Raw genomic sequence first — 20,993 nt, 5'->3', positions numbered from 1 at the left:
TCCGAATTAGCCGTTACGGGAGTGAGCCCATGTCGCACCACCTTGACACCCCCCTCGCCGCCCAGGGCGGCCAGCTCTACATCGACGACCTGTACGTCTTCGACGGTGACCGCGCCACCGTGTTCGTCATGGACGTCAACAGCTCCGTGACCAGGGCCGACATCAAGCGCGGCTTCCACGCAGAGGCCCGCTACGAGTTCAAGGTCCACTTCAACGGCTCGGACATGGAGGAGCTGACCTACCGGTTCGCGTTCGGCGAGCCGGACGGCAACGCCACGCAGGCCCTCCAGCTGTACGAACTCAGCGGTGCCGACGCCCGCGACGACGCCGCCATGGGGACTCCCATCGCCGAGGGCAGGACCGGCGAGGTGACGACCGGGCAGCGCGTCCGGGTCTGGGCGGGCCGGATCACCGACCCCTTCTACATCGACCTCGACGAACTCGCCACCATCAACGGCGCGGTCAAGAACGGCGCGACGGTGGACCGCTCGACGTGGCGGGCCGAGCGGGCCAAGAACAGCTTCGCCGGCACGACCGTCGAGTCGATCGTCCTGGAGGTCTCCCACGACGAACCGCTGCTGCGCGAGGGCACCGAGATCGGGGTCTGGTGTCGAACCCTGCTCGCCACCGACGCGGGCGGGTGGCGGCAGATCAACCGCGCCGGCCACCCCATGATGTGGCCCGTCTTCTGGCCGCACGACATCGACTTCTCGGACCCGGCGAACTTTCGGCACCCCAGCCAGGACCTGCCCGAGGACGGGGAGGAGATAGCCAAGGCGGTCGCCGGGGTCGTCGCGGCGAACGGCACCGCGCCGGACCCGCAGGCGTACGGCTGGAGCGTCGCCCGGGTGCTCTACCCCGACGTGCTGTCGTACACGGTGGGCACGGCCGCGAACTACGGCTTCGCGGTCCACAACGGCCGCACCATGGCCGACAACGCGCCCGAGGTGATGTTCTCCCTGGTCCTCAACACCGGCACCACCTCGGGCCTCACCCCCGATGTCACGAAGGCCGCCCGCGCCGAGGCGTTCCCGTACGTGGTGCCGGCCTGACCACTTCCCGGCCTGGCCGAACCCCGGCCGGGTGACAGTGGTTCCTTTTGACCGTTTCATACAGTTTTGCGCAGATAGTCTCTGACTCGCATCCGTTGGGCGATTCAGATAGGAGACTTGATGCGTAGGAAACTTCTCGCGGGCGTGGCCGGCATCGCCGCCACCCTCGCTCTCGCCGGACCGGCCGTCGCCGACACGACGGGCGACACGATCGTGACCCTCACCGTCGACGCCGCCGGTGGTCTCTCGATCACGGTACCGGCGACGGCGAACATCGGGCACGGCGTGGAGGGGTCGACCGTCACCGGTCAACTCGGCCCGGTCACCGTGCTGGACCAGCGCGGGTCGCTCACCCCGAACTGGACCGCCACCGTCGTCTCCACCGACTTCACCACCGGCGGCGGCACGTCCGGGGAGACGATCCCGAACATCAACGTCCTGTACTGGTCCGGTCCCGCCACGGCGACCGCCGGTAGCGGCACCTTCACGCCGGGACAGCCCACCGCGGCTCAGGCGGTGATCATCAACGTTCCTCGGACGGCGATGAGCCACACCGGCGGAACGGGCAACAACTTCGCCACCTGGAACCCCACGCTGTCGGTGAACATCCCGGTCGGCACCGTCCAGGGTGTCTACACGGGGACGGTGACACATTCGGTGTTCTAAGCCGCTCGGCCGGCTGGTGCTGCTGGCCTCCGTCGCCCTCGTGGCGCTCGGGGTCTCGGCGGCGCCAGCCGTCGCCGTGCGGGAACAGCGACAGGATCCCGCCGACGACGCCGCGATCAGCATCCGCATGCTGGACATCCCCGCGAGCCGGGTGCAGGACCCGCGTGCCCAGGTCTACATCGTGGACCACCTGAATCCGGGTACGACGATCCACCGCCGGGTCGAGGTGCAGAACACCTCGGACGAGACGCAGAAGATCGACTTCTACTCCGGGGCGGCCTCGGTGGAGAACAACGCCTTCGCCGTGCCCGAGGGGCGTACGGGCAACGAACTCAGCGGGTGGATCCGGTTGAAGACCGCCACGCTGGAACTGGATCCGGGCGAGCGCCAGCCGGTCGAGGTCGAGATCGCTGTGCCGAGGAAGGCGTCCAAGGGCGAGCGGTACGCCGCGATCTGGGCACAGGTCACCAGCTCGAAGGAACGCACCGGCAACGTCACGCAGATCCACCGGGTGGGCATCCGGGTCTATCTCGACGTCGGCCCGGGCGGTGAGCCACCGACGGACTTCCGCATCGACGGGCTGGCCGCCGAGCCCGGAACGGGTGAGTTTCCCGTGGTGACCGCTAAGATCACGAACACCGGCCAGCGCGCCCTGGACATGACCGGCACCGTGTCACTGCGCAAGGCGGCGGTGCAGGCCGGACCGTTCAAGGTGACCAACGGCGTGACGATCCTGCCCGGTCAGAGCGGCCAGGTCCGCGTCGAGGTCAACCAGTCGCTGCCCGCGGGCACCTGGGAGGTCCACGCGAAACTCGCCAGCGGCACCGTCGAGCGCACCGCGACCGGCACGATCGCCCTGCCCGTCGCCGCGCCGATGGCGGTCGCGCGGGCCACCGGGCCGGGTTGGCTGGTCTACGCGGTCGGCGTGGTCGCCATGCTTGTCGTGGTCACGCTCTGCGGCTGGTACCTCGTCCGTCGGCAACGGACCCGACTGGCCTGACCGGCCAGGGCTCGATACCGCCCGGCCGTTCCCGCAGGGGAACGGCCGGGCGATGTCGTTTCGGCACAGCTTCCAGACCAGCCACCAGCCACCGGCCGGCGGCCGGCGATGACCCTCGGTCACCTCCGCAGGGGCGACTGTGGTCGAGAGCGGTATACCTCAGAGTCATATTCATACCTCGGAGGTATACCGCTCATCAGCACATCGACATGCGGTCCGCCAACGCGGATGGCCAGACTTACTCGTCGAGGCCGTGTGTCAAAGCCCCTGGCCGGCCTGCGGAGGCCGAGAGGACCGGCCGTTTCGGCCGCTGGTGAACCGTCGCTCGCGGGCCCGTGGTCGGCCGGATCGGAGCCGCCCGCTCCATTGAGCGTGATGCCTGTGGGTCATCAAGATGACTCACAGGCATCACGCTCAATGTGGTGTCCGCCGTCCGCCCCTCGGCTCGATCGAGGACCTTGACACACGGCCTAGATGACCGAGTGCGTCACGACCGCCACGTAGTTGCCGACCACCAGGCCGTTCGGAAGCCTCACCACCAGGGTCGGGTTCCAGGTGACCGAGTTCGCGCCGCCGGCCTGGCCGGACCAGCCAGCGGCCATACGCGGGGTGTCCAACACCGCGCCGGGCTGCGGCAGGAACGTCCCGTCGCCGGTGGTGGCGATGGCCGCCCCGGAGGCGTACGTGATGTCGCTGTTCGGAATGGTCTCGCCCGACGTACCGGAACCCGTGACGAAGTTCGTCGTCGAGACGACGCTCACCCACCGTCCCGAGAAGGGGCCACGATCGTCGGTCACGGTCACCGGGCCGAGTTGGCCCGAGACGCCTGTCGCGTCCGAGGTGACGGTGCCGAGTGAGGAGATCGTCGGGACGCTGATGGAGAGCCCGCCGAGCGGACTGATGACCAGTTGCACAGCCCTCGTGTCGGACTGGTTGAACGAGTCGGTCACCCGCACGGTGAACGGGAACGTGCCGGACGCGGTGGGTGTGCCGGAGAGCAGTCCGGTGGCCGGGTCGAGGCTCAGACCGGCGGGCAGGCTCCCGGCGCTGACCGACCAGACGAAGGGGCTCGTGCCGCCCGCCACCGTGAGCTGGTACTGGTACGCCACGTACGCCTTGCCCGGCGGTGGCGGCGCGAAGTTCAGCGTCGGCGGCGGGTTGACCGTCACCGAGGCGGAGGGGGCGGACTGGGGGCCGGTGCCGGCGGCGTTGATCGCGGCCACCCGGAAGGTGTACGTGGTGCCGCCGGTCAGCCCGGTGACGAGCTGGGTCGTGGCGGTCCCGCTGAAGGTCTGGGGGGTCTGCGCGACTCCGTTGACGTAGGGCGTCACGGTGTAACCGGTGATCGGTGAACTCCCGTTGGCCGGGGTCGTCCAGCTCAGCCTGGCGGCGGTGGTCCCCCCGGTTACCGAGGTGATCGTCGGAGCGCCCGGCAGGGTGTACGGGACCACCGCCGCCGAGGCCGGGCTGGCCGCCCCGGTGCCGAACGCGTTCACCGCAGCCACCCGGAAGGCGTACGAGGAGCCGGCGGTCAACCCGGTCAGCGTGCGGCTGGTGGTGGAGGCGTCGAACGTGAGCGTCGGCTGGGTGACGCCGTCCCGGATCGGGGTGATCAGATAGCTGGTGATCGGACTGCCATTGCTCGCCGGCGCGGTCCAGCTCACGGTGGCGCTGGTGACGCCCGCGACGGCGGTGGGTGCGGCGGGGGTGCCGGGCAGGGAGGCGTAGGTGTAGTTCGCCGAGCCGGCGGACCCTCTGGTGACCACGGTGACCGTGACCGGTGTCGCGCCGGACCGGGCGGGCATCGAGGAGATGCCGAGGGTGCCGTCCGTGTTCACGGTGAAGCAGCCAACCGCCGGGCCGGAGGTGCAGGGCAGCAGCAGCACCGAGGTGCCGGCCTGCTGTTCGGCGGTCGTACCGATGGTGATGGCGGTCGCTCCGGTGAGGTTGCTGCCGCCGACGGTGACCGCGCCGCCCCCGGAGATCGAGCCCTGGGCGGGGGTGACCGTGACGCCGCTGGGCGCGGTGGCGGGCACGACGGGCGTGGTGGAGGTGGACAGGCCCGGATTCGCGTCGATGGACGACGAGGTCGCCACCGTGGCGGTCTGGATCAGCGTCGGCGTCACGCCGGAGGCGGTGACGGTCGCGACGACAGTGATCGGTGGCAGGGAGCTGCCAGCCGGGAACGGGCCGTTGCTGTTGGTGCAGGTGATGGTCTGCCCCGATGGTGCGCCGCAGACCCAGCCGGTGCCGAACGCGCCGCGCGGCGTGACACCGGTCGGCACCGTCTGGGTGACCGAGATCGGCGATGTCTCTGGGGCCCCGGCGTCGACCCCCGCGGTGATCGAGTAGGTGACCGGGTCACCGGGTTGTGGGGTGGCACCGACCGAGCTGGTCTGCGACACGAACAGATCCGGCACCTGGTTGAAGGTGACCGCGCGGGCTTCGTCGACCTCGTGGAAGTCGGTGACCGAGCCGGTCGAGCCCACCCAGCCGAAGGCGAGTTGTCGCGGGTAGCCGCTGGCGTTCAGCCAGGTCGGCGACGGGTACAGGCTCGGCGACACGACCGGGAGCGGGCCCTCCAGGGTCCGCGCGGGCCCGCCGACCGGGGTGAACCGGACCCGGTACTGGCCGGCGGGAGTGGTGATCCCGGTGTCGGTGGTGTACGGCGAGGCGGTGGTGTTGATGACGACCTCGACCGGCACCACCGACGCGGCCCGGGTACTGGCCCGCAACGCCAGGGCGGGCGCCGAGGTGCTGCCGGCGGTGCTGTTGATCGCGCAGTAGCCGACACTGGTCCGGCCCGGCCCACGGATCACGACCTGGCCGGGCACCCGCCCGCCGGTGGTCGAGATGTACGGCGGGTTCGTGCAGCCGGTGCCCTGGTAGGTGCTGTTGCTGAAGTTGCCGAAGACGTCCAGCCCGATGCCCAGGTAGCCGTTGGACAGACCGGCCGACACGCCGTTGAACGCCGCGGAGTAACCCAGCGAGCCGCCGGACTGGCCGAGGGTCGCCGGGGAGCGCGGGTTGGCGGGGTCGACGGCGGCCAGCGCGAAGGCGAGGCCGTCCGCCCCCGGGGTGGAGCCGCCGTACTGGTAGGTGTTGAAGGTGAGGTGCAGGCCCTGCGAGGTGGGCACGCTGACCGCGCTGAACACTCCACCCTGCCTGTTGATGGCGGCGGGGGTGAGGCGCAGCTTGCCCGCGCCCTGCGGGTCGGTGGAGGTGGTGCAGCTCAGCAGCGGGCCGGTGGTGGAGTTGCCGGCGGCGCTCAGGCACGCGGCGTTGGTGGCGAGGACGCCGGGCACGGCGGGCACCGAGACCGCGCCGATGCCGTTCGCGGTGTTGTTGTGAAACGGCTGGTCGAACAGGACGGACCCGACCGCCGCCGCGGACAGTGGTGTGAGCGTCAGGACGCCCACGGTAACGGCGGCCACCAGGGCCACGGTGCTCATCGGACGACGCCGCCGCCGAAACGCCATGCCCACTCCCAGCTGTCACTTCAATCCCGAATGGGACTATATCCCCCCAAAACTCCGTCGTATCGGCGTACTCGAAAAGCCGGTGCGGCCCCTGCCGACACGGACCGGCCCCCTCGGTCACACCGAGGGGGCCGGTCCGGAGGCAGCGGGGGGTCAGCCCGCGATGTCGCGCGGGTCGCGGCTGCGCGGGTACGTGTTCTTCTCCCCGATCGTGCCGTCCTGCTTCTTGATCACGTGCTCGACGCCCCGGTCGGCCGCCATCTCGCGGCCCTGCTCCTGCGCGTCGGCCTTGGTGTCGTGCGTGCTGCTGGCCCGGTCGTTGCCCTCCGGGCGGTTCTTCCACTGCCCGTTCTCCTGGTAGGTGTCGACATCGCCCTTGGTCATCGCCAGCTCCTCCCCTGCGTCTGCACTGTCGTCCTTTTCAGTGCCCCGGGTGGTGCCGCGCAAACCGTCGTCCTCAGGAGACGGCCGGACAGTTGTTGCTCACCCGACGGAGGATCTGTTCGCGCTCGTCGGTGGTGATGCCCGAGGGCGTGCCGTCGAAGTGGGTCTCCACCTTGTCCCGGCCGCGGCGCTGCTCGTAGTGCAGGTGCGGCGCGCCGGAGTTGCCGGTGCTGCCGAGCCGCCCGATCTGCTCACCCTGAACGACCTTCTGACCGACCTTGACCAGCGGCGGTTCGAGCATGTGCAGGTACTGCGTCTCCCACCTGCCGCCGTGATCGATCTTCACCCAGTAGCCGCCGCCGCGACCGCGGGGACCTTCCGGGTTGTCCGGCGTCCGGCCACCCAGCGACCCGTTGATGCCGGCCACCGTGACCGTGCCGGCGTAGGACGCGAGGACGGGCCGACCCCACGAGTCGCCCTCGATGGGGAAGAAGTCGACGTCGTAGTCGTCGTGGCCGGGGTAGGTGCTGAGCTGCCAGGTCTCCCCGCAGGCGACCGGCATCTGGAAGATCGGCCGTGGACCGGCGGGCCGCAGCATCGGCACGACGACCACGGCGACGCCGACGACGGCCGCCGCCGCGACGAGCGCGAGCAGAACGACGAGGGTACGTCGGCGGGGGCGGCGATGGGTGCGGACTCTGGTGGGGCGGCCGGTCGTCACCGGTCCGAGCATGGCAGACGTGAGCGAGCCGCACCACTTTCACATTGCAGTCGCATCGTCATAACGTTACGGTGGATTGCGATGCACTCGTATTGCAACTGGAGGCCGGCGTGTACGTGCTCGCGTTGTCCGAGGTGACCAGCGACATGGGTGACCTGGTCGGTGGCAAGGCCGCCGGGCTGGGCGCGCTGATCCGGCATGGCGAACGCGTGCCCGAGGCCTTCTGCGTCACCACCGACGCCCACCGGAGCGGGGTCCTGCCGGAGGTGGAGATCGTCGAGGCGTACGAGCGGCTCGGCGGCGGTCCGGTGGCGGTGCGCTCCAGCGCCACGACCGAGGACCTGCCGGACGCCAGCTTCGCCGGCCAGCACGACACCGTGCTGGGCGTCACCGGCACGGCGGAGCTGATCGCCGCCGTCGAGCAGTGTTGGGATTCGCTGCACAGCGACCGGGCGACCGCCTACCGCGAGGCCCACGAGATCGACCAGCACGAGGTGGCGATGGCGGTCGTCGTCCAACGCATGGTCACGCCCACGGTGGCGGGGGTGCTCCACACCGCCAACCCGCTGACCGGCCGTCGCGACGAGATGGTGGTCGACGCCGCACCAGGGCTCGGCACCGCCGTCGTCGACGGCGCGACGGCAGTGGACCACTACGTCCTCGACGGCGTCGCGCGGGACGACAGCGGGTGCCTGAGCGCCGCACACCTGGACCGGCTGCGGGCCGCCGGCGAACGGCTGGCCGGGCACTTCGGCCTCCCCCAGGACGTCGAGTGGGCGATCGACGCGGAGGACGTGCTGTGGTTGCTCCAGTCACGCCCGATCACCAGCCTCTTTCCCCCGCCGCCGGCCAACGGCAAGCCCCTCCCCCGCGTCTTCCTGGAGTTCGGCCACGTCCAGGGCATGCTGCGACCGGTCACCCCGATGGGCATGGCGACCCTGCGGGCGCAGATCACCGCGACGCTCGCGGCGCTCGGTGTCCGGGTGGAGATCGTCGACATCGGTGGCCGCCTCTACGGCGACCTGACCGACCTGGCCAGGAGCAGGTCGTCCCGGAGGCGACTGGTCAAGCTCATGGCCGTCGACTTCGGCCCCCGGGCGCAGGCGGTGATGCGACACGTCCTGGCGGATCCGCGATTCGCCCCGACCGACGATGGCACCGGACGTGGCGCGGCGCAGCAGGCGGCGTCACTGCGCACGGCCGGCCGCGCGGTGGTGGGGATCGTGCGCGCCCTGGCCCGCCCGGACGCGGCACGCATCCGGATGTTCGGGGCGATCGCGCAACTCAAAGCCCGCTCGGCGGCCCCCGACGACCTGCGGACCGCGGCCGAACGGCTGCGCTTCGTCGAGGCGCGCGACGACACGGACGCCAGCGATGCCATCATGTGGCCGATCGTCGCCGGCATGCTCGCCGCAGCGCTTCCGTCCGCACTGCTCAAGGGTGTCGCCGGCGCGGACGAGATCCACGCGGTGCTCGGCGGGATGCCGCACAACGTCACCATCGAGATGGACTTGGCGCTCTGGCGACTCGCCCAAGGGGTGGGCGACCACCGGCGACTGCTCCTCGACACCTCGCCGGACGAGCTGGCCGCCCGCCATCTGCGCGGCACGCTGCCCGACATCGGGATGGCCGACTTCCTGGACGCGTACGGCCACCGAAGTGCGGCCGAGGTCGACCTCGGCGTGCCGCGCTGGGCCGAGGACCCCGCGCCGGTCTTCGCCGCACTCGCCAACTACCTGCGGGTGACCGACCCGGAACAGGGCCCCGACCAGCGTTTCCATCGGGCTGCGGCCACGGCGGAGGCGGCACTGGAGGAGCTGGTCGCGCGGGCCCGTCGGCGGCGGCCGGTGCGCGGTCGGCTCGCCGGGTTCCTGCTGCGCCGCGCCCGTTCGTTGGCCGGCCTGCGCGAGGCCGGCAAGTTCGCCGGGCTGTACCCGCTGCGGGAGAGCCGTCGACAGCTACTGCTGATCGGAGCCGAGCTGACGGACGTCGGGCTGCTGGACCACCCCGACGACATCATGTTCCTGGTTCTCGACGAGGTGCGTGCCGCCGTACACGAGGGTGTCGACCACCGCGGCGTCGTCGCCCCCCGGCGGGCCGTGTACCGCCGCGAGCTGCGTCGCCGCTCGGTGCCGGTGGCGTTGCTGTCCGACGGCACCGACATCGAGGCCGTCCTGCCCCGGAGGCGCGGCGACGACGGGACGCTCGTCGGCGTGGGAGCGTCCGCGGGCCGCGTCACCGGCCCGGCCCGGGTGGTGCACGATCCGGCCACCGCCCACGTCGAACCCGGCGAGGTGCTGGTCGCCGCGACCACGGACCCCGGTTGGACCCCGCTGTTCCTCACCGCCGCGGCGTTGGTCACCGAGACCGGCGCGATCATGGCGCACGGTCCCACGGTGGCCCGGGAGTACGGCATCCCCGCCGTCATCTGCGTGCCGGACGCCACCCGGATGATCAGCACGGGCCAACTCGTCACCGTCGACGGCGCCGCCGGCGCCGTGACCGTCCACTGACCACGCACCCCGAAATCCGAGGACGACGCAGATGACCGACACGAGTACGCCGACCAGGGCGAGGGTGGGACCGCTGCTGCGCCGGGCGGTCGTGACCGAGGCCGCGATGTGGCGCAGCCTCTACCTGTGGGCGCGTCGCCGTCCCCTGCCGCTCGGCCCGGGCGACGAGCCGTTCGGCTACCTCGGCGTGGTCAGACCGATCCTCGGTATCTTCATCGCCCTGTCGGCCGTCGAGATTCCGATCTTCGACCTGATCGTCACCCACGTGGTGCCCTGGCGGCCGGCCCGCTGGATCGTGCTCGGCCTCGGCATCTGGGGTCTGCTCTGGATGGTCGGCCTCTGGGCCAGCATGACCATCCACCCCCACGTCGTCGCCGACGCCGGGCTGCGGGTACGCCTCAACTCGGGCATCGACATCTGGCTCCCCTGGGCGGACGTCGCCGCGCTGCGCAAACGCCACCGTTCCCTGCCGTCGAGCAGATCCGTCCAGGTCGAGCAGGAGGGTGAGCGCCGCGTCCTGCACCTCTCGGTCGGCAGTCAGACGAGCATCGACGTCCTGCTGCGCCGGCCGACGGCCTTCGACCTGCCCACGGGCCGGTCTGTGCCGATGGACGAGCTGCGGCTGTACGCCGACGACCCCGACGGTCTGCTGCGCAGTGCCCGGGGCACGCCCGCGCCGAAGGCTGACCGCCGCGCGACGGCGGCTCCCGGTCGCCCACTGTGAAACGATCGAGGCCATGCCCAAGAAGGTCGACCACCAGCAGCGACGCACCCTCATCGCGGACGCGTTGATGCGGGTCGCCGCGGACCAGGGCCTGGAGGCCGTCAGCCTCCGCCACGTCGCCACCGAGGCGGGCGTCTCCGCCGGAATGGTCCAGCACTACTTCGGCACCAAGGACGAGATGATGGCGTTCGCGTTGAGCGTGGTCCGCGAACGCAGCCAGATCCGCGTCACCGAGGCGGTGGCGGGTCTGGGCGAGAACCCTCCGCCACGACTGCTGCTGCGCACGATGATCGCCGCGCTCCTGCCGCTCGACGAGCACACCCGCGACGACGGTCGGGTGGCACTCGCGTTTCTCGCGTACACGGCGGTGCGACCGTCGGCCGCGCCCAGCCTGCGCGAGGACACCGCGCAGTTCACCGCGTTCATCGCCAGCATCCTGCCCACCAACGACGCGGCCGCCGCGGCCGGCCTGCTGGCGCTGATGGAGGGACTGGGCGTCTACCTGCTGGGTGGGCAGTACACCGCCGAGCAGGCGCTGGACGCCCTGGACGCCCAGCTCGACCTGCTCTTCGGCGGAACCCGCACGACCGACGAGCCGTGACCCGACGTCGAGTCACGGCCCGTCCCTCGCACTCCGCTGAGCTCCGCTCAGCCCACCCGAGCGGCAGCCCGCGCCTTGCGCTGACGCAACTCCTCGGCGGTCATCAGCCAGGTGGAGTTCGTCGCCCCGAGGCCGAGGAGCACCTGGTCGAAGCCGTTGCCGTCGTTGTCGTCGGTGTAGCAGAGGCTCACCTCGCCCCACGAGGACGCGGCGACGGCCAGGTGTTCCTGCCGGCCCGTCGTGGTCTGGCTCAACGCCTGGGCGGCCAGCCGACCGGTGGGGCTGCCGTCCGGGTTGAGCCCGCGCGCCCAGACGTCCGGGCTGGCGCCGGACACCGTCCAGCCCACCACGACGTTGTCCTCGTCGTCGATGCCGACACCGGGGGCGACGGCCCCGGTACCGGTTGACACCTGGACCTCCTCGTGCCGGGCGGCGCCGGCGGCGGTGAACGAGCGGGCCCACACGCCCCGGGTTCCGGCGTGGTCTGACTCCCAACCGACGGTGAAGTCACCGGCGAAGGTCGCCGCGACGGAGGCCCGCTGCTGCTGTCCGCCGCTCTGCGCGTTGGCGGTACGCCGGGACAGCACCACCGCTCCGTTCGAGCGGGCCAACCGGGTCAGCCCGATGTTGTACGACCCGTTCGCGTCGGCGTCCTCGTCCCAGACCACCAGCGCCTCTCCGGTGGCGGACACCGCCACGTCGGGGCGGTGGTGCGTGCCGGTCGTCTGCGAGGCCGTCACCTCGTACCCCTTGGTGGTGGGGCCGGTGAAGCCGGCGGCCTTCACGGTCGCCGGAGCGGTCCCCTGCACGTCCTCCCAGACGACTGTGAAGCCGACGGCCGCGCTGGTGGGCGCGCCGTCCGGGTCGACGGCCACCTTCGGCCAGATCTGCTGGCCGGCGTCGCTGGCGTTGGCCTGCCCCGATCCGAGGATCGCGCCGGCCGGTGACACCACCCGGTACTGGATGTTGTAGACGCCGTTGCCGTCACCGTCGGCGGCCCAGACGACCACGGCGTTGCCCCGGTCGTCGAGCCCGACGTCGGGACTGATGTGCCGCCAGGCGGCACCGCTGGTGCCGCCGGTGGAGAGCTTCAGCTCGTAGCCGGGCGTGCCGTCGCGGAACAGGCGCAGGTAGATCTCGGTGTGGGTGTCGTCCTCGGGGGCGGTGCTGTCCCGGTCGTCCTCCCAGGCCACCGCGACCTGACCGTTGCGGTTCATGGCGATGGCGGGCAGGTCCTGGTCGCCGGCGGCGACGCTGTTGGCGGTGGTCCAGGTGACCGCGTCGGCGGTCATGGCCTTCGGAGCGGGCGCGACCGGGGTCGGCACCAGCAGGGATGCGGCGAGCAGTGTCGTGAGTGCGGTCATCGGGGTACTCCTTCTACCCGGCCTGCAGGCCGGGCTGGCCGTCGAGGATGACGAACGAGCGCACCGTCGACGCCGCAGCGCCGTGCTCGGTCACCGTGTTCACCGCGCGGAAGTCCGCGCGGACCTGGCTGCGGCTGATCGTCGTACGGACGTAGCCGCGCCGGTCGGAGTAGAACTTCAGGTGCGGGTTGGTCGCCGCGTTCGGGATGGTCGTGCTGCCGGTGCCGTTGCCGGTCGAGGTGATCGAGGTGCAGACCAGCTCGGTGCCGATGGTGGCCGACGACGGGTTGGCGTAGTCCGCCTTCAGGTCGTTGGCCCACGACTTGTGCACGTCACCGGTGAGGACGAGCGGGTTGCGCACCCCACGCTGCTGCCAGCCGGTCTGGATGCGGCTGCGCGAGGCCCGGTAGCCGTCCCAGGCGTCCATGTTGGCCGCCCCGCTCGCCTCGAACTGGCGGGCGAAGAACACCTGCTGGCCGAGGATGTCCCAGGTGCCGTAGTGCTGGGCCAGCCCGTCGAGCAGCCACGCCTCCTGGGCTGCGCCGGTCAATGACCGGGAGGCCAGGTCGGCGTCCGCGCAGACCTTCCAGCCGTCACCGCACGCCTGGTCGTCGCGGAACTGCCGGGTGTCGAGCATGTGGAAGGTGGCGAGCTGCCCCCACCGTACGCGGCGGTAGAGCGCGATGCTGTTGCCGCTCGGCGCGGAGGCCGGCCGCAGCGGCATGTTCTCGTAGTAGGCGCGGTACGCGGCGGTGCGCCGTGCCGTCCACTGGGCGGCGGTCAGGGTCGGGCTGCTGTCGGCGCGGACCATGTTCGCGTAGTTGTTCTCCACCTCGTGGTCGTCCGGCACCACCAGCCAGGGTGCGGCCGCGTGGGCCGCCTGGAGGTCGGGGTCGGACTTGTAGAGGGCGTACCGGCGGCGGTAGTCGGCCAGCGACACGATCTCCGCGCCGACGTGCTGGCGTACCGCCGCGGTGTTGACGCCGCCCTCGTAGATGTAGTCGCCGAGGTGCAGGATCAGCCCCGGGTTCTCCTCGGCCATCCGCCGGTACGCCGTGTAGTAGCCGGCCTCGTAGTGCGCGCAGGAGGCGAACGCCATGACCAGGTCGCGGCCGAACGTGCCCGGGGCCGGCGCGGTCCGCGTCCGCCCCACCGGGGAGATCTGCCCCTGGGCGCGGAAGCGGTAGTAGTAGTCCGAGTCGGCCGCCAGGCCGCCCGCGACGACGTGCACCGAGTGGGCGTCGGCGTAGCGGGCGGCCACCGAGCCGGAGGCGACGAGCGACGAGAAGCGGTCGCTCGTGGACACCTGCCACTCGACCGTCACGTCGGCGTTGGTCATGCCGCCCTGCCCGTCGGCGTCGAGCGGTGACGGTGCCAGTCGGGTCCACAGGACCACGCTGTCGGGGGCCGGGTCACCCGACGCCACACCGAGTTTGAAGGGGTACGGCACCGCGGCGTGGGCACCCTGCGAGGGGGCGACCGCGGCACCGGCGGCAGCCAGTCCACCGAGGACGAAGATGCGACGACTCAGCCTTGTCATGGTCCATACCTTCGGGGCCGTCGATGAACGGCGAAGGCTGCGGCGCGGAAGCCGACATGACGGGACGTTGGCCGCGTCAAGGCGGTCAGGTGTCCTGGCTCGACGGCCGAGCCGTCAGGTCAGCGGCGACGGCGACTCGGCACCCGGGATCAACAGTTTCGGCGTGCCGGACCCGTCGGCGGGGACGGCGAAGACGTCCGGCCGACCGTCGCTCTGCCGCAGCGTGTAGGCGAGCGTCGCATCGTCGAGCCAGGCAGCCTGGTCGTCGACGCTTGTCTGCTCCGCAGTCGCGGTGATCCGCCCGGACGACAGGTCGAGGACCGACAGCCGCCAGCCCCTCTTCGGGTCGGCGTCGATCGCCTGCTTGAAGGCGATCCGGGTGCCGTCGGGCGACAGCGACGGGCACTCGACGTTCTCCCGCAGCGTCTCGACGGTCCGGGCCGCCACGTCGCCGCGTACCAGGTAACGCTTGCCACCGGTCGACATGGTCGCGTAGAAGCGGTTGTCGTCGGCGGTGAAGGTGACGCCCCAGTAGTTGACGTCCGGGCTGCGGTGGGCGCGGCCGTCCAGCGTGACGGCGAACTCCTCCAGCGACGTCACGGTGGTGCCGGTGACCGTGTCGAGGATGCCGGTGCGGGTGGAGAAGCCGCTCGCCGTGTAGGAGTCGCCCCCGACGAACGTCGTCCAGGAGACCATCCGGCCCGACGCCGAGACCCGGGCCCGGTTGGGCAGGCCGGGCACGCTGAGTGTCCGCTTCTCGCGCAGCGCCGCGTCGAGCACCACCGCCTGGTACGACCACGCGGTCTCCGGCTTCAGGCAGACACCGGTGCCGGCCGCCGCGTACACCCGTAGGCATTCCAGACCCGAGACGGTACGCGGCCCGGCGGGGTCGGCGATGCTGACGCTGGAGACGTACCTGTCGGTGACGGCCAGCAGGCGCGGACCCGGCGTCAGCGTGACCGCCTGGTCCCCGGCGGCGGCCGGCGGCGGGGTCCGGGGCGGCTCGGCGGCGATGGCCGCGTAGCCCACCGCCCCGCTGCCCAACAGCACCACCGAGGCGGCCACCACACCGAGCTTCGCCCGGGTCGACATCGCGGTCACGGGGACACCCTCCGGGGGAACAGACGGGACGGAAAGGCCAGCAGGAACACGGTGAGCACCAGCACGCCGACGACCGCCACGGCCGCCACCCGGACCGCCGTCTGCGGCCCCCACGCCTGCCAGGCGAGACCGAACAGAATCGACGAGACGAGGTACGCGAGCGCCTGCCCGGTCTGCACCAGCGCGATCCCGGTGGTGCGCAGTCGCGGTGGCAGGACCGGGCCGGCGAGCGCGATGAGCACGCCGTCGGTGGCCGCGTAGAACGTGCCGTACAGGGTGAGCGTCAGCACGAGCGCCGGCCAGCCGTGCAACGGTCCGGACAGCAGCAGGTACGTCATGCCGAGGGCGACGTAGCCACCCACCACCACGGGCAGCCTCCCGATCCGGTCGGCGAGCACACCGAGTGGGGCGGCGAGCAGCAGGTACGCGAGGCTGGTACCCACCGCCAGCAGCGGGAACCACCGCAGCCCCAGGTCCTCGCGGCGTTGCAGCACCAGGTAGACGAAGCCGTCGCCGATGGTGGCCAGGCCGAGCATCGTCGCGGCCAGCAACAGCCGACGTACGGATTGGCTGCGCAGCAGGCCCCACGCCTCGCCGACGGAGACCCGGGGCTCGCCCGGAGCATCGGCCGCCTCGCTGCTCGGGCGCTCGCGCACGAACAGCACGAGCACGACCACGGCCAGGGCGGCGATGCAGAAACTGGTGACGAAGACCGCGTCGTACGACTGCCCGACGGCCAGCAGGACGGCGAACGCGGCGAGCGGCCCGAGGAACGCGCCGACGCTGTCCATGGCCCGGTGCACTCCGAACGCCCTGCCCAGAGCCTCGGGTGGGGTGGACAGCGTGATCAGAGCGTCGCGGGGCGCGCTGCGGATGCCCTTGCCGACCCGGTCCACGGCGATGACCGCGCCGATGGCGGTGACCGACCGGCCGGCGAGCAACAGGCCGAGTTTGGCGACCGCCGAGAGCGCGTAGCCGACGCCGGCGACCAGCTTGCGCCGTCGGAACCGGTCGGCGACGAAACCGCCGACGACCCGCAGCAGCGCGGTCGCGCCCGTGTGGACGCCGTCGAGCACACCGAAGGCCACCGGGCTGAGGTGCAGGCCCAGCACCAGGTAGAGCGGCAGGACGGCGGCCACCATCTCGGCCGAGACGTCGGTGATCAGGCTGACCGTGCCGAGCGCGACCACGTTGCCGCTGACCAGCGCGAGCCGTCGGCGTCGTGGCCCGGGTGGGTCGGCGACCGGGCGGGAGACGGTCGACAGGTACACGCGCATCTCCTCTGCGACGGCGGGTGACGGTCAGCCATCGTGACGACCCGGTGCGGGAGGCCACAAGAGAGCGTGGGCAGCGGGCAGGCGTGCGATGGATGAACACCACGCGAACATCGAAGTGTTTCGCTGTTTGAGCGTACTGTTCATCTGGCGGCAGTGCGCCGGTTCATCGGCCTTCCTACGTTCCTTGCGCTCTCCACCCGCAACGAAGGGGTCCTGGATGGACATTCGAATCGCCCGCCCACCGGTGACGATCGGAACGGTCGCGGTACTGGTCACCGCCACCGCCGCCGTCATCCTGACCGGCTCGGGCACGGCCTCCGCGGCGAGCGTGACGTTCACGCCGGTCGCCGACACCTACGTCCAGAGCGACACCGCATCCACCAACTACGGCACGTCCACGCAGGTCGTGGTCGACAACTCACCGTCGCGGCGCATGTTCCTGCGCTTCACGGTGAGCGGCGTCAGCGGCACGGTGACCAGCGCCAAGCTGCGGCTGCGCACGATCAGCGGCAACAGCGGCAGCGACGCCGGTGGCACGTTCCGGAGGATGTCCAGCACCACCTGGTCGGAGACCGGCACCACCTGGAACAACCAGGCGGCCATCGACGGTGCCACGCTCGGGTCGCTGGGCGCGGTCTCCGGCAACACCTGGTACGAGGTCGACGTGACCTCGGCGGTCACCGGCAACGGCACGTACAGCTTCGGCGCCACCTCGACCAGCGGCGACGGCGCGTACTACGACACCCGCGAGAGTGGCGGCGACGCACCACAGCTGGTGGTCACGACCGGCACCACGACGCCGCCGTCCGGTGACCCGGTCCTCGTCGGCGCCGGCGACATCGCCACCTCCGGCTCCGGCGACACGGCCACCGCCGCGCTACTCGACACCATCTCCGGCACCGTCTTCACGACCGGCGACAACGTCTACGACAGCGGCACCGCGGCGCAGTTCGCCAGCTACTACGAGCCCACCTGGGGCCGGCACAAGAGCCGCACCCGCCCGTCGCCGGGCAACCACGACTACAACACGTCCGGCGCGACCGGCTACTACAACTACTTCGGTACGACCGCCGGCCCGAGCGGCCGGGGCTACTACTCCTACGACCTCGGCAACTGGCACGTCGTGTCGCTGAACTCGAACATCAGCATGTCGGCCGGCTCCACCCAGGAGCAGTGGCTGCGCGCCGACCTCGCGGCCAGCAGCAAGCCGTGCACGATCGCGTACTGGCACCACCCGCTGTTCACGTCCAGCTCCGACCACTCGCCGTCCACGTCGACGCGCCCGCTGTACCAGGCGCTCTACGACTACAACGCCGACGTCGTGGTGTGGGGCCACAACCACGTGTACGAGCGGTTCGGCCCGATGAACCCGTCCGGCAGCTACGACGCCAGTCGCGGGATGCGCAGCTTCGTCGCCGGGATGGGCGGTGCGGACCACTACGGCTTCGGCACCATCCAGCCCAACAGCGAGGCACGCAACAGCTCCGCGTGGGGGCTCCTGAAGTTCACCCTGCACTCCGGCAGCTACGACTGGCAGTTCGTGCCCGTCGCCGGCCAGACGTACGCCGACAGCGGCACCGGCAACTGCCACTGACCCGCTGACGACGTGTGCCCCTGCCCGTACCTCGGGCAGGGGCACACGTACGTGCCGTCATGGTGTCAGCGGGTGCCGGCCGCCCGGCGCTTGTTGTAGACGTCGAACGCGACGGCGACGAGAAGGACGAGGCCCTTCACCACCGACTGCGTCGACTGGTCGACGCCCATCAGCTGCATGCCGTTGCTCATCACCGCCATGATCAGACCACCGACCATCGCGCCGACCACGGTGCCCACGCCACCGGTGACCGCCGCGCCACCGATGAAGGCGGCCGCGATCGCGTCCAGCTCGAACATGTTGCCGGCCGCTGGCTGCGCGCCGTTGGACCGCGACGAGTAGATGACACCCGCCACCGCCGCCAGGAAACCCATGTTGACGAACATCCAGAAGTTGACGGTGCGGACCTTCACGCCCGACAGCGCCGCCGCCGAGAGGTTGCCGCCGATCGCGTAGACCTGACGGCCGAAGACCGTCCGCCGGGTGAGCAGACCGTAGACGAGCACCAGGACCGCCAGGATGATCAGCACGATCGGCAGCCCTCGGGCGTGCGCCAACTGCCAGGCGAAGTACATGATGACCGCGCCCACCAGGACGACCCGGGCGACGAACAGCGGGAACGACTCGACCGGCTGCTGGTAGCGGATACGCGCCAGGCGGGTACGGAAGCCACTCACCGCGTACCCGGCCACGGCGATCGCGCCGATCAGCAACGTGAAGGCGTCGAACCCGTTTCCACCGAGCAGGCCGTTGAGGAAGCCCGCCGCGACCTTCTGGTACTCGGCCGGGAACGGCGACAGCGAGATGTTGTCGAGCACCCGCAGGGTGAGGCCGCGGAACAGCAGCATGCCGGCCAGGGTCACGATGAACGCGGGGATGCCGGCGTACGCCACCCAGAAGCCGTGCCAGGCGCCGACCGCGATGCCGACGGCCAGGGCCGCGAGAACGCCCAGCCACCACGGGTGGCCCTGCTGGATCACCAGGACTGCGGATACCGCGCCGGTCAGCGCGACCACCGAGCCCACCGACAGGTCGATGTGACCGCCGATGATCAGGATGACCATGCCGATCGCGAGGACCAGGATGTACGAGTACTGAAGGACGATGTTGGTGATGTTGCCGGGGCTCAGCGACACGCCGTCGGTGAGGACCGCGAAGAGCCCCACGATGACGACCAGGGCGACGTAGATCCCGCTCTGCCGGAGGTTGTTCAGCACCAGGGCGCGCAGGTCGCTCGTCCCCGTGTGCAGAGCGGCCGCCGGCGCGGGGTCCGACGGTGTCGGGCGCTCCGTCGACGGGGTTTTAATGCTGGTCATCCGACGAGCTCCTTGTCCTTTGTCATCAGCTCCATGAGGCTCTCCTGGGTCGCCTCGCTTACCGGCTTCTCACCGGTGATCCGGCCCGCGGCGAGGGTGTAGATGCGGTCGCACATCCCCAGCAGCTCCGGCAGCTCGGAGGAGATGACGATCACCGCCTTGCCCTCGGCCACCAGCCGGTTGATGATCGTGTAAATCTCGAACTTGGCGCCGACGTCGATCCCCCGCGTCGGCTCGTCGAGGATCAGCACGTCCGGGTCGGTGAAGAGCCACTTCGACAGCACGACCTTCTGCTGGTTGCCGCCGGAGAGCTTCCCGACGACCGCCATCACGCTTGTCGTCTTGATGTTCATGTCCCGCCGGCTCGTCTCGGCGACCTTGATCTCCTCGTTGCCGTTCACCCAGCCGAGCCGGGCCAGCCGGTCCAGGGCGGCGGCGGAGACGTTGCGCCGGACGTCGTCGATGAGGTTGAGGCCGTACCGCTTGCGGTCCTCGGTGACGTACGCGATGCCGTGGTGGATGGCATCCGCGACGTTGCGGGCGTTGACCGCCCGCCCGTGCATGTAGAGCTTGCCGGTGATGTCGCGGCCGTAGGAGCGGCCGAAGACGCTCATCGCCAGCTCGGTCCGGCCGGCGCCCATCAGACCCGCGATGCCGACCACCTCGCCGGCACGCACCGACAGGTTGACGCCCTCGACGACCATCCGCTCCTGGGTGGGGTGCCGCACCGACCAGTCCTCGATCCGCAGCACCTCCTCGCCGGGCGACGATTCGCGGTCGGGGTAGAAGCTCTCGATGTCGCGGCCGACCATCCCCCGGATGATGCGCTGCTGGTTCACGTCGTCAGCGCGCATGTCGAGGGTTTCCACCGTGTGACCGTCCCGGATGACGGTGGTCGAGTCGGCGATCGCGGTGATCTCGTTGAGCTTGTGCGAGATCATGATGCAGGTGATGCCCTGCTCCTTGAGCTGTCGGAGCAGGCCGAGCAGGTGCGCCGAGTCGACGTCGTTGAGAGCGGCCGTCGGCTCGTCCAGGATGAGCAGGCGCACCTTCTTGGACAGCGCCTTGGCGATCTCCACCAGCTGCTGCTTGCCCACGCCGAGCTGGATGACCGGGGTGACCGGGTTCTCGTGCAGCCCGACGGACGCCAGCAGCTTCGCCGCTTCGGCGTTGGCCCGGTTCCAGTCGATCAGACCGCTGCGGCCCCGCCGCTCGTTGCCCAGGAAGAGGTTCTCGGCGATCGACAGGTAGGGCACCAGTGCGAGTTCCTGGTGGATGATGACGATGCCATTGGCCTCGCTGTCCCGGATGCCCCGGAACTGCATCGGCTTGCCGTCGAAGAGGATCTCGCCGTCGTACGAGCCGGATGGGTGGACGCCGGAGAGCACCTTCATCAGGGTGGACTTGCCGGCGCCGTTCTCGCCGCAGATGGCGTGGATCTCGCCCCGGCGCACCGCGAGGTTGACGTCCTCCAGCGCGGTCACTCCGGGGAAGGTCTTCGTGATACGACGCATCTCGAGGATGGTGTCGTCCATGGTCACTGTCCTCTGTCAGTCTGGACGTTGCTCCGTCACGGCGTCGGGCTCGGCGGTCGCCCGCCGAGCCTCTCGACGGGCACCCCGAAGGGCGTCGCGGTCAGCCACGGCGCTGCGGCGGCTTTC

Annotated in this window: 16 protein-coding genes; 7 read left to right on the top strand and 9 right to left on the bottom strand. The window is 70.8% G+C overall.

Annotated features, from left to right (window positions below):
- Positions 1-29 precede the first annotated feature (29 nt).
- The 3 genes from ABZV06_RS25465 to ABZV06_RS25455 all read left to right on the top strand — a co-directional run bounded on the left by ABZV06_RS25465 (position 30) and on the right by ABZV06_RS25455 (position 2,718).
- A complete protein-coding gene (locus ABZV06_RS25465; RefSeq protein WP_355624653.1) occupies positions 30-1,052 on the top strand; it encodes a DUF4331 family protein in 1,023 nt (340 codons plus the stop codon).
- A 120-nt stretch (positions 1,053-1,172) separates the two neighbouring features.
- Complete coding sequence (locus ABZV06_RS25460; RefSeq protein ID WP_355624651.1) at positions 1,173-1,718, top strand: hypothetical protein; 546 nt, start codon at positions 1,173-1,175, stop codon at positions 1,716-1,718.
- A gap of 16 nt (positions 1,719-1,734) precedes the next feature.
- Complete coding sequence (locus ABZV06_RS25455; protein ID WP_355247652.1) at positions 1,735-2,718, top strand: hypothetical protein; 984 nt, start codon at positions 1,735-1,737, stop codon at positions 2,716-2,718.
- Positions 2,719-3,188: 470 nt separating this feature from the next.
- Here ABZV06_RS25455 and ABZV06_RS25450 read toward each other — a convergent pair whose 3' ends face one another.
- The 3 genes from ABZV06_RS25450 to ABZV06_RS25440 form a co-directional block, all read right to left on the bottom strand.
- Complete coding sequence (locus tag ABZV06_RS25450) at positions 3,189-6,170, bottom strand: fibronectin type III domain-containing protein (protein ID WP_355247649.1); 2,982 nt, start codon at positions 6,168-6,170, stop codon at positions 3,189-3,191.
- A gap of 180 nt (positions 6,171-6,350) precedes the next feature.
- A complete protein-coding gene (locus tag ABZV06_RS25445) occupies positions 6,351-6,581 on the bottom strand; it encodes a DUF2188 domain-containing protein (RefSeq protein WP_355050424.1) in 231 nt (76 codons plus the stop codon).
- Between the two features lie 73 nt (positions 6,582-6,654).
- Complete coding sequence (locus ABZV06_RS25440) at positions 6,655-7,314, bottom strand: M23 family metallopeptidase (protein WP_355624649.1); 660 nt, start codon at positions 7,312-7,314, stop codon at positions 6,655-6,657.
- A 59-nt stretch (positions 7,315-7,373) separates the two neighbouring features.
- Here ABZV06_RS25440 and ABZV06_RS25435 point away from each other — a divergent pair, with 59 nt between their 5' ends.
- The 3 genes from ABZV06_RS25435 to ABZV06_RS25425 are packed head-to-tail and all read left to right on the top strand — an operon-like array spanning position 7,374 to position 11,140.
- Positions 7,374-9,815: a PEP/pyruvate-binding domain-containing protein gene (locus ABZV06_RS25435; protein WP_355624647.1), complete on the top strand. Its 2,442-nt coding sequence runs from the start codon at positions 7,374-7,376 to the stop codon at positions 9,813-9,815.
- 31 nt (positions 9,816-9,846) lie between these two features.
- On the top strand, positions 9,847-10,539 hold the full coding sequence (locus ABZV06_RS25430; RefSeq protein WP_355247640.1) for a hypothetical protein: 693 nt from the start codon (positions 9,847-9,849) through the stop codon (positions 10,537-10,539).
- Positions 10,540-10,552: 13 nt separating this feature from the next.
- A complete protein-coding gene (locus ABZV06_RS25425) occupies positions 10,553-11,140 on the top strand; it encodes a TetR family transcriptional regulator (RefSeq protein WP_355247637.1) in 588 nt (195 codons plus the stop codon).
- Between the two features lie 47 nt (positions 11,141-11,187).
- Here the strand turns inward: ABZV06_RS25425 and ABZV06_RS25420 are convergent, their stop codons facing one another.
- From ABZV06_RS25420 to ABZV06_RS25405, 4 genes are all read right to left on the bottom strand, one after another.
- Entirely contained in the window at positions 11,188-12,504 is a 1,317-nt protein-coding gene (locus ABZV06_RS25420) for a hypothetical protein (RefSeq protein ID WP_355624645.1), read from the bottom strand.
- A gap of 13 nt (positions 12,505-12,517) precedes the next feature.
- A complete protein-coding gene (locus ABZV06_RS25415) occupies positions 12,518-14,044 on the bottom strand; it encodes an alkaline phosphatase D family protein (protein WP_355247631.1) in 1,527 nt (508 codons plus the stop codon).
- Between the two features lie 114 nt (positions 14,045-14,158).
- A complete protein-coding gene (locus ABZV06_RS25410; protein WP_355624682.1) occupies positions 14,159-15,136 on the bottom strand; it encodes a hypothetical protein in 978 nt (325 codons plus the stop codon).
- A 5-nt stretch (positions 15,137-15,141) separates the two neighbouring features.
- Positions 15,142-16,416 carry an MFS transporter gene (locus ABZV06_RS25405; RefSeq protein ID WP_355624643.1) on the bottom strand — a complete coding sequence of 425 codons (1,275 nt, stop codon included), beginning with the start codon at positions 16,414-16,416 and terminating at the stop codon, positions 15,142-15,144.
- Positions 16,417-16,639: 223 nt separating this feature from the next.
- On the opposite strand from ABZV06_RS25405, the gene ABZV06_RS25400 reads away from it, so the two are divergent.
- Positions 16,640-18,016: a DNRLRE domain-containing protein gene (locus tag ABZV06_RS25400; protein WP_355624641.1), complete on the top strand. Its 1,377-nt coding sequence runs from the start codon at positions 16,640-16,642 to the stop codon at positions 18,014-18,016.
- A 65-nt stretch (positions 18,017-18,081) separates the two neighbouring features.
- Here ABZV06_RS25400 and mmsB read toward each other — a convergent pair whose 3' ends face one another.
- Positions 18,082-19,332: a multiple monosaccharide ABC transporter permease gene (gene mmsB, locus ABZV06_RS25395; RefSeq protein ID WP_355247622.1), complete on the bottom strand. Its 1,251-nt coding sequence runs from the start codon at positions 19,330-19,332 to the stop codon at positions 18,082-18,084.
- The gene (gene mmsA, locus ABZV06_RS25390; RefSeq protein ID WP_355247619.1) at positions 19,329-20,867 is read right to left on the bottom strand and encodes a multiple monosaccharide ABC transporter ATP-binding protein; all 1,539 of its coding nucleotides are present in this window, start codon (positions 20,865-20,867) and stop codon (positions 19,329-19,331) included. Before mmsA ends, mmsB begins: the two co-directional genes overlap by 4 nt.
- Positions 20,868-20,993 lie beyond the last annotated feature (126 nt).

Origin of the sequence: Micromonospora sp. NPDC005172 (genome assembly GCF_040608555.1) — a bacterium.
Lineage (GTDB): Bacteria > Actinomycetota > Actinomycetes > Mycobacteriales > Micromonosporaceae > Micromonospora.
The sequence above is the reverse complement of the archived record's forward strand: the minus strand, read 5'-3'. Positions and strand labels throughout refer to the sequence as shown.

Bases quoted from the DNA above. Each gene is read 5' to 3' on its own strand.
- ABZV06_RS25465 (WP_355624653.1), top strand. From the start codon at position 30: ATGTCGCACCACCTTGACACCCCCCTCGCCGCCCAGGGCGGCCAGCTC.
- ABZV06_RS25460 (WP_355624651.1), top strand. From the start codon at position 1,173: ATGCGTAGGAAACTTCTCGCGGGCGTGGCCGGCATCGCCGCCACCCTC.
- ABZV06_RS25450 (WP_355247649.1), bottom strand. From the start codon at position 6,170: ATGAGCACCGTGGCCCTGGTGGCCGCCGTTACCGTGGGCGTCCTGACG.
- ABZV06_RS25445 (WP_355050424.1), bottom strand. From the start codon at position 6,581: ATGACCAAGGGCGATGTCGACACCTACCAGGAGAACGGGCAGTGGAAG.
- ABZV06_RS25440 (WP_355624649.1), bottom strand. From the start codon at position 7,314: ATGCTCGGACCGGTGACGACCGGCCGCCCCACCAGAGTCCGCACCCAT.
- ABZV06_RS25430 (WP_355247640.1), top strand. From the start codon at position 9,847: ATGACCGACACGAGTACGCCGACCAGGGCGAGGGTGGGACCGCTGCTG.
- ABZV06_RS25425 (WP_355247637.1), top strand. From the start codon at position 10,553: ATGCCCAAGAAGGTCGACCACCAGCAGCGACGCACCCTCATCGCGGAC.
- ABZV06_RS25420 (WP_355624645.1), bottom strand. From the start codon at position 12,504: ATGACCGCACTCACGACACTGCTCGCCGCATCCCTGCTGGTGCCGACC.
- ABZV06_RS25415 (WP_355247631.1), bottom strand. From the start codon at position 14,044: ATGACAAGGCTGAGTCGTCGCATCTTCGTCCTCGGTGGACTGGCTGCC.
- ABZV06_RS25410 (WP_355624682.1), bottom strand. From the start codon at position 15,136: ATGTCGACCCGGGCGAAGCTCGGTGTGGTGGCCGCCTCGGTGGTGCTG.
- ABZV06_RS25400 (WP_355624641.1), top strand. From the start codon at position 16,640: ATGGACATTCGAATCGCCCGCCCACCGGTGACGATCGGAACGGTCGCG.
- mmsB (WP_355247622.1), bottom strand. From the start codon at position 19,332: ATGACCAGCATTAAAACCCCGTCGACGGAGCGCCCGACACCGTCGGAC.
- mmsA (WP_355247619.1), bottom strand. From the start codon at position 20,867: ATGGACGACACCATCCTCGAGATGCGTCGTATCACGAAGACCTTCCCC.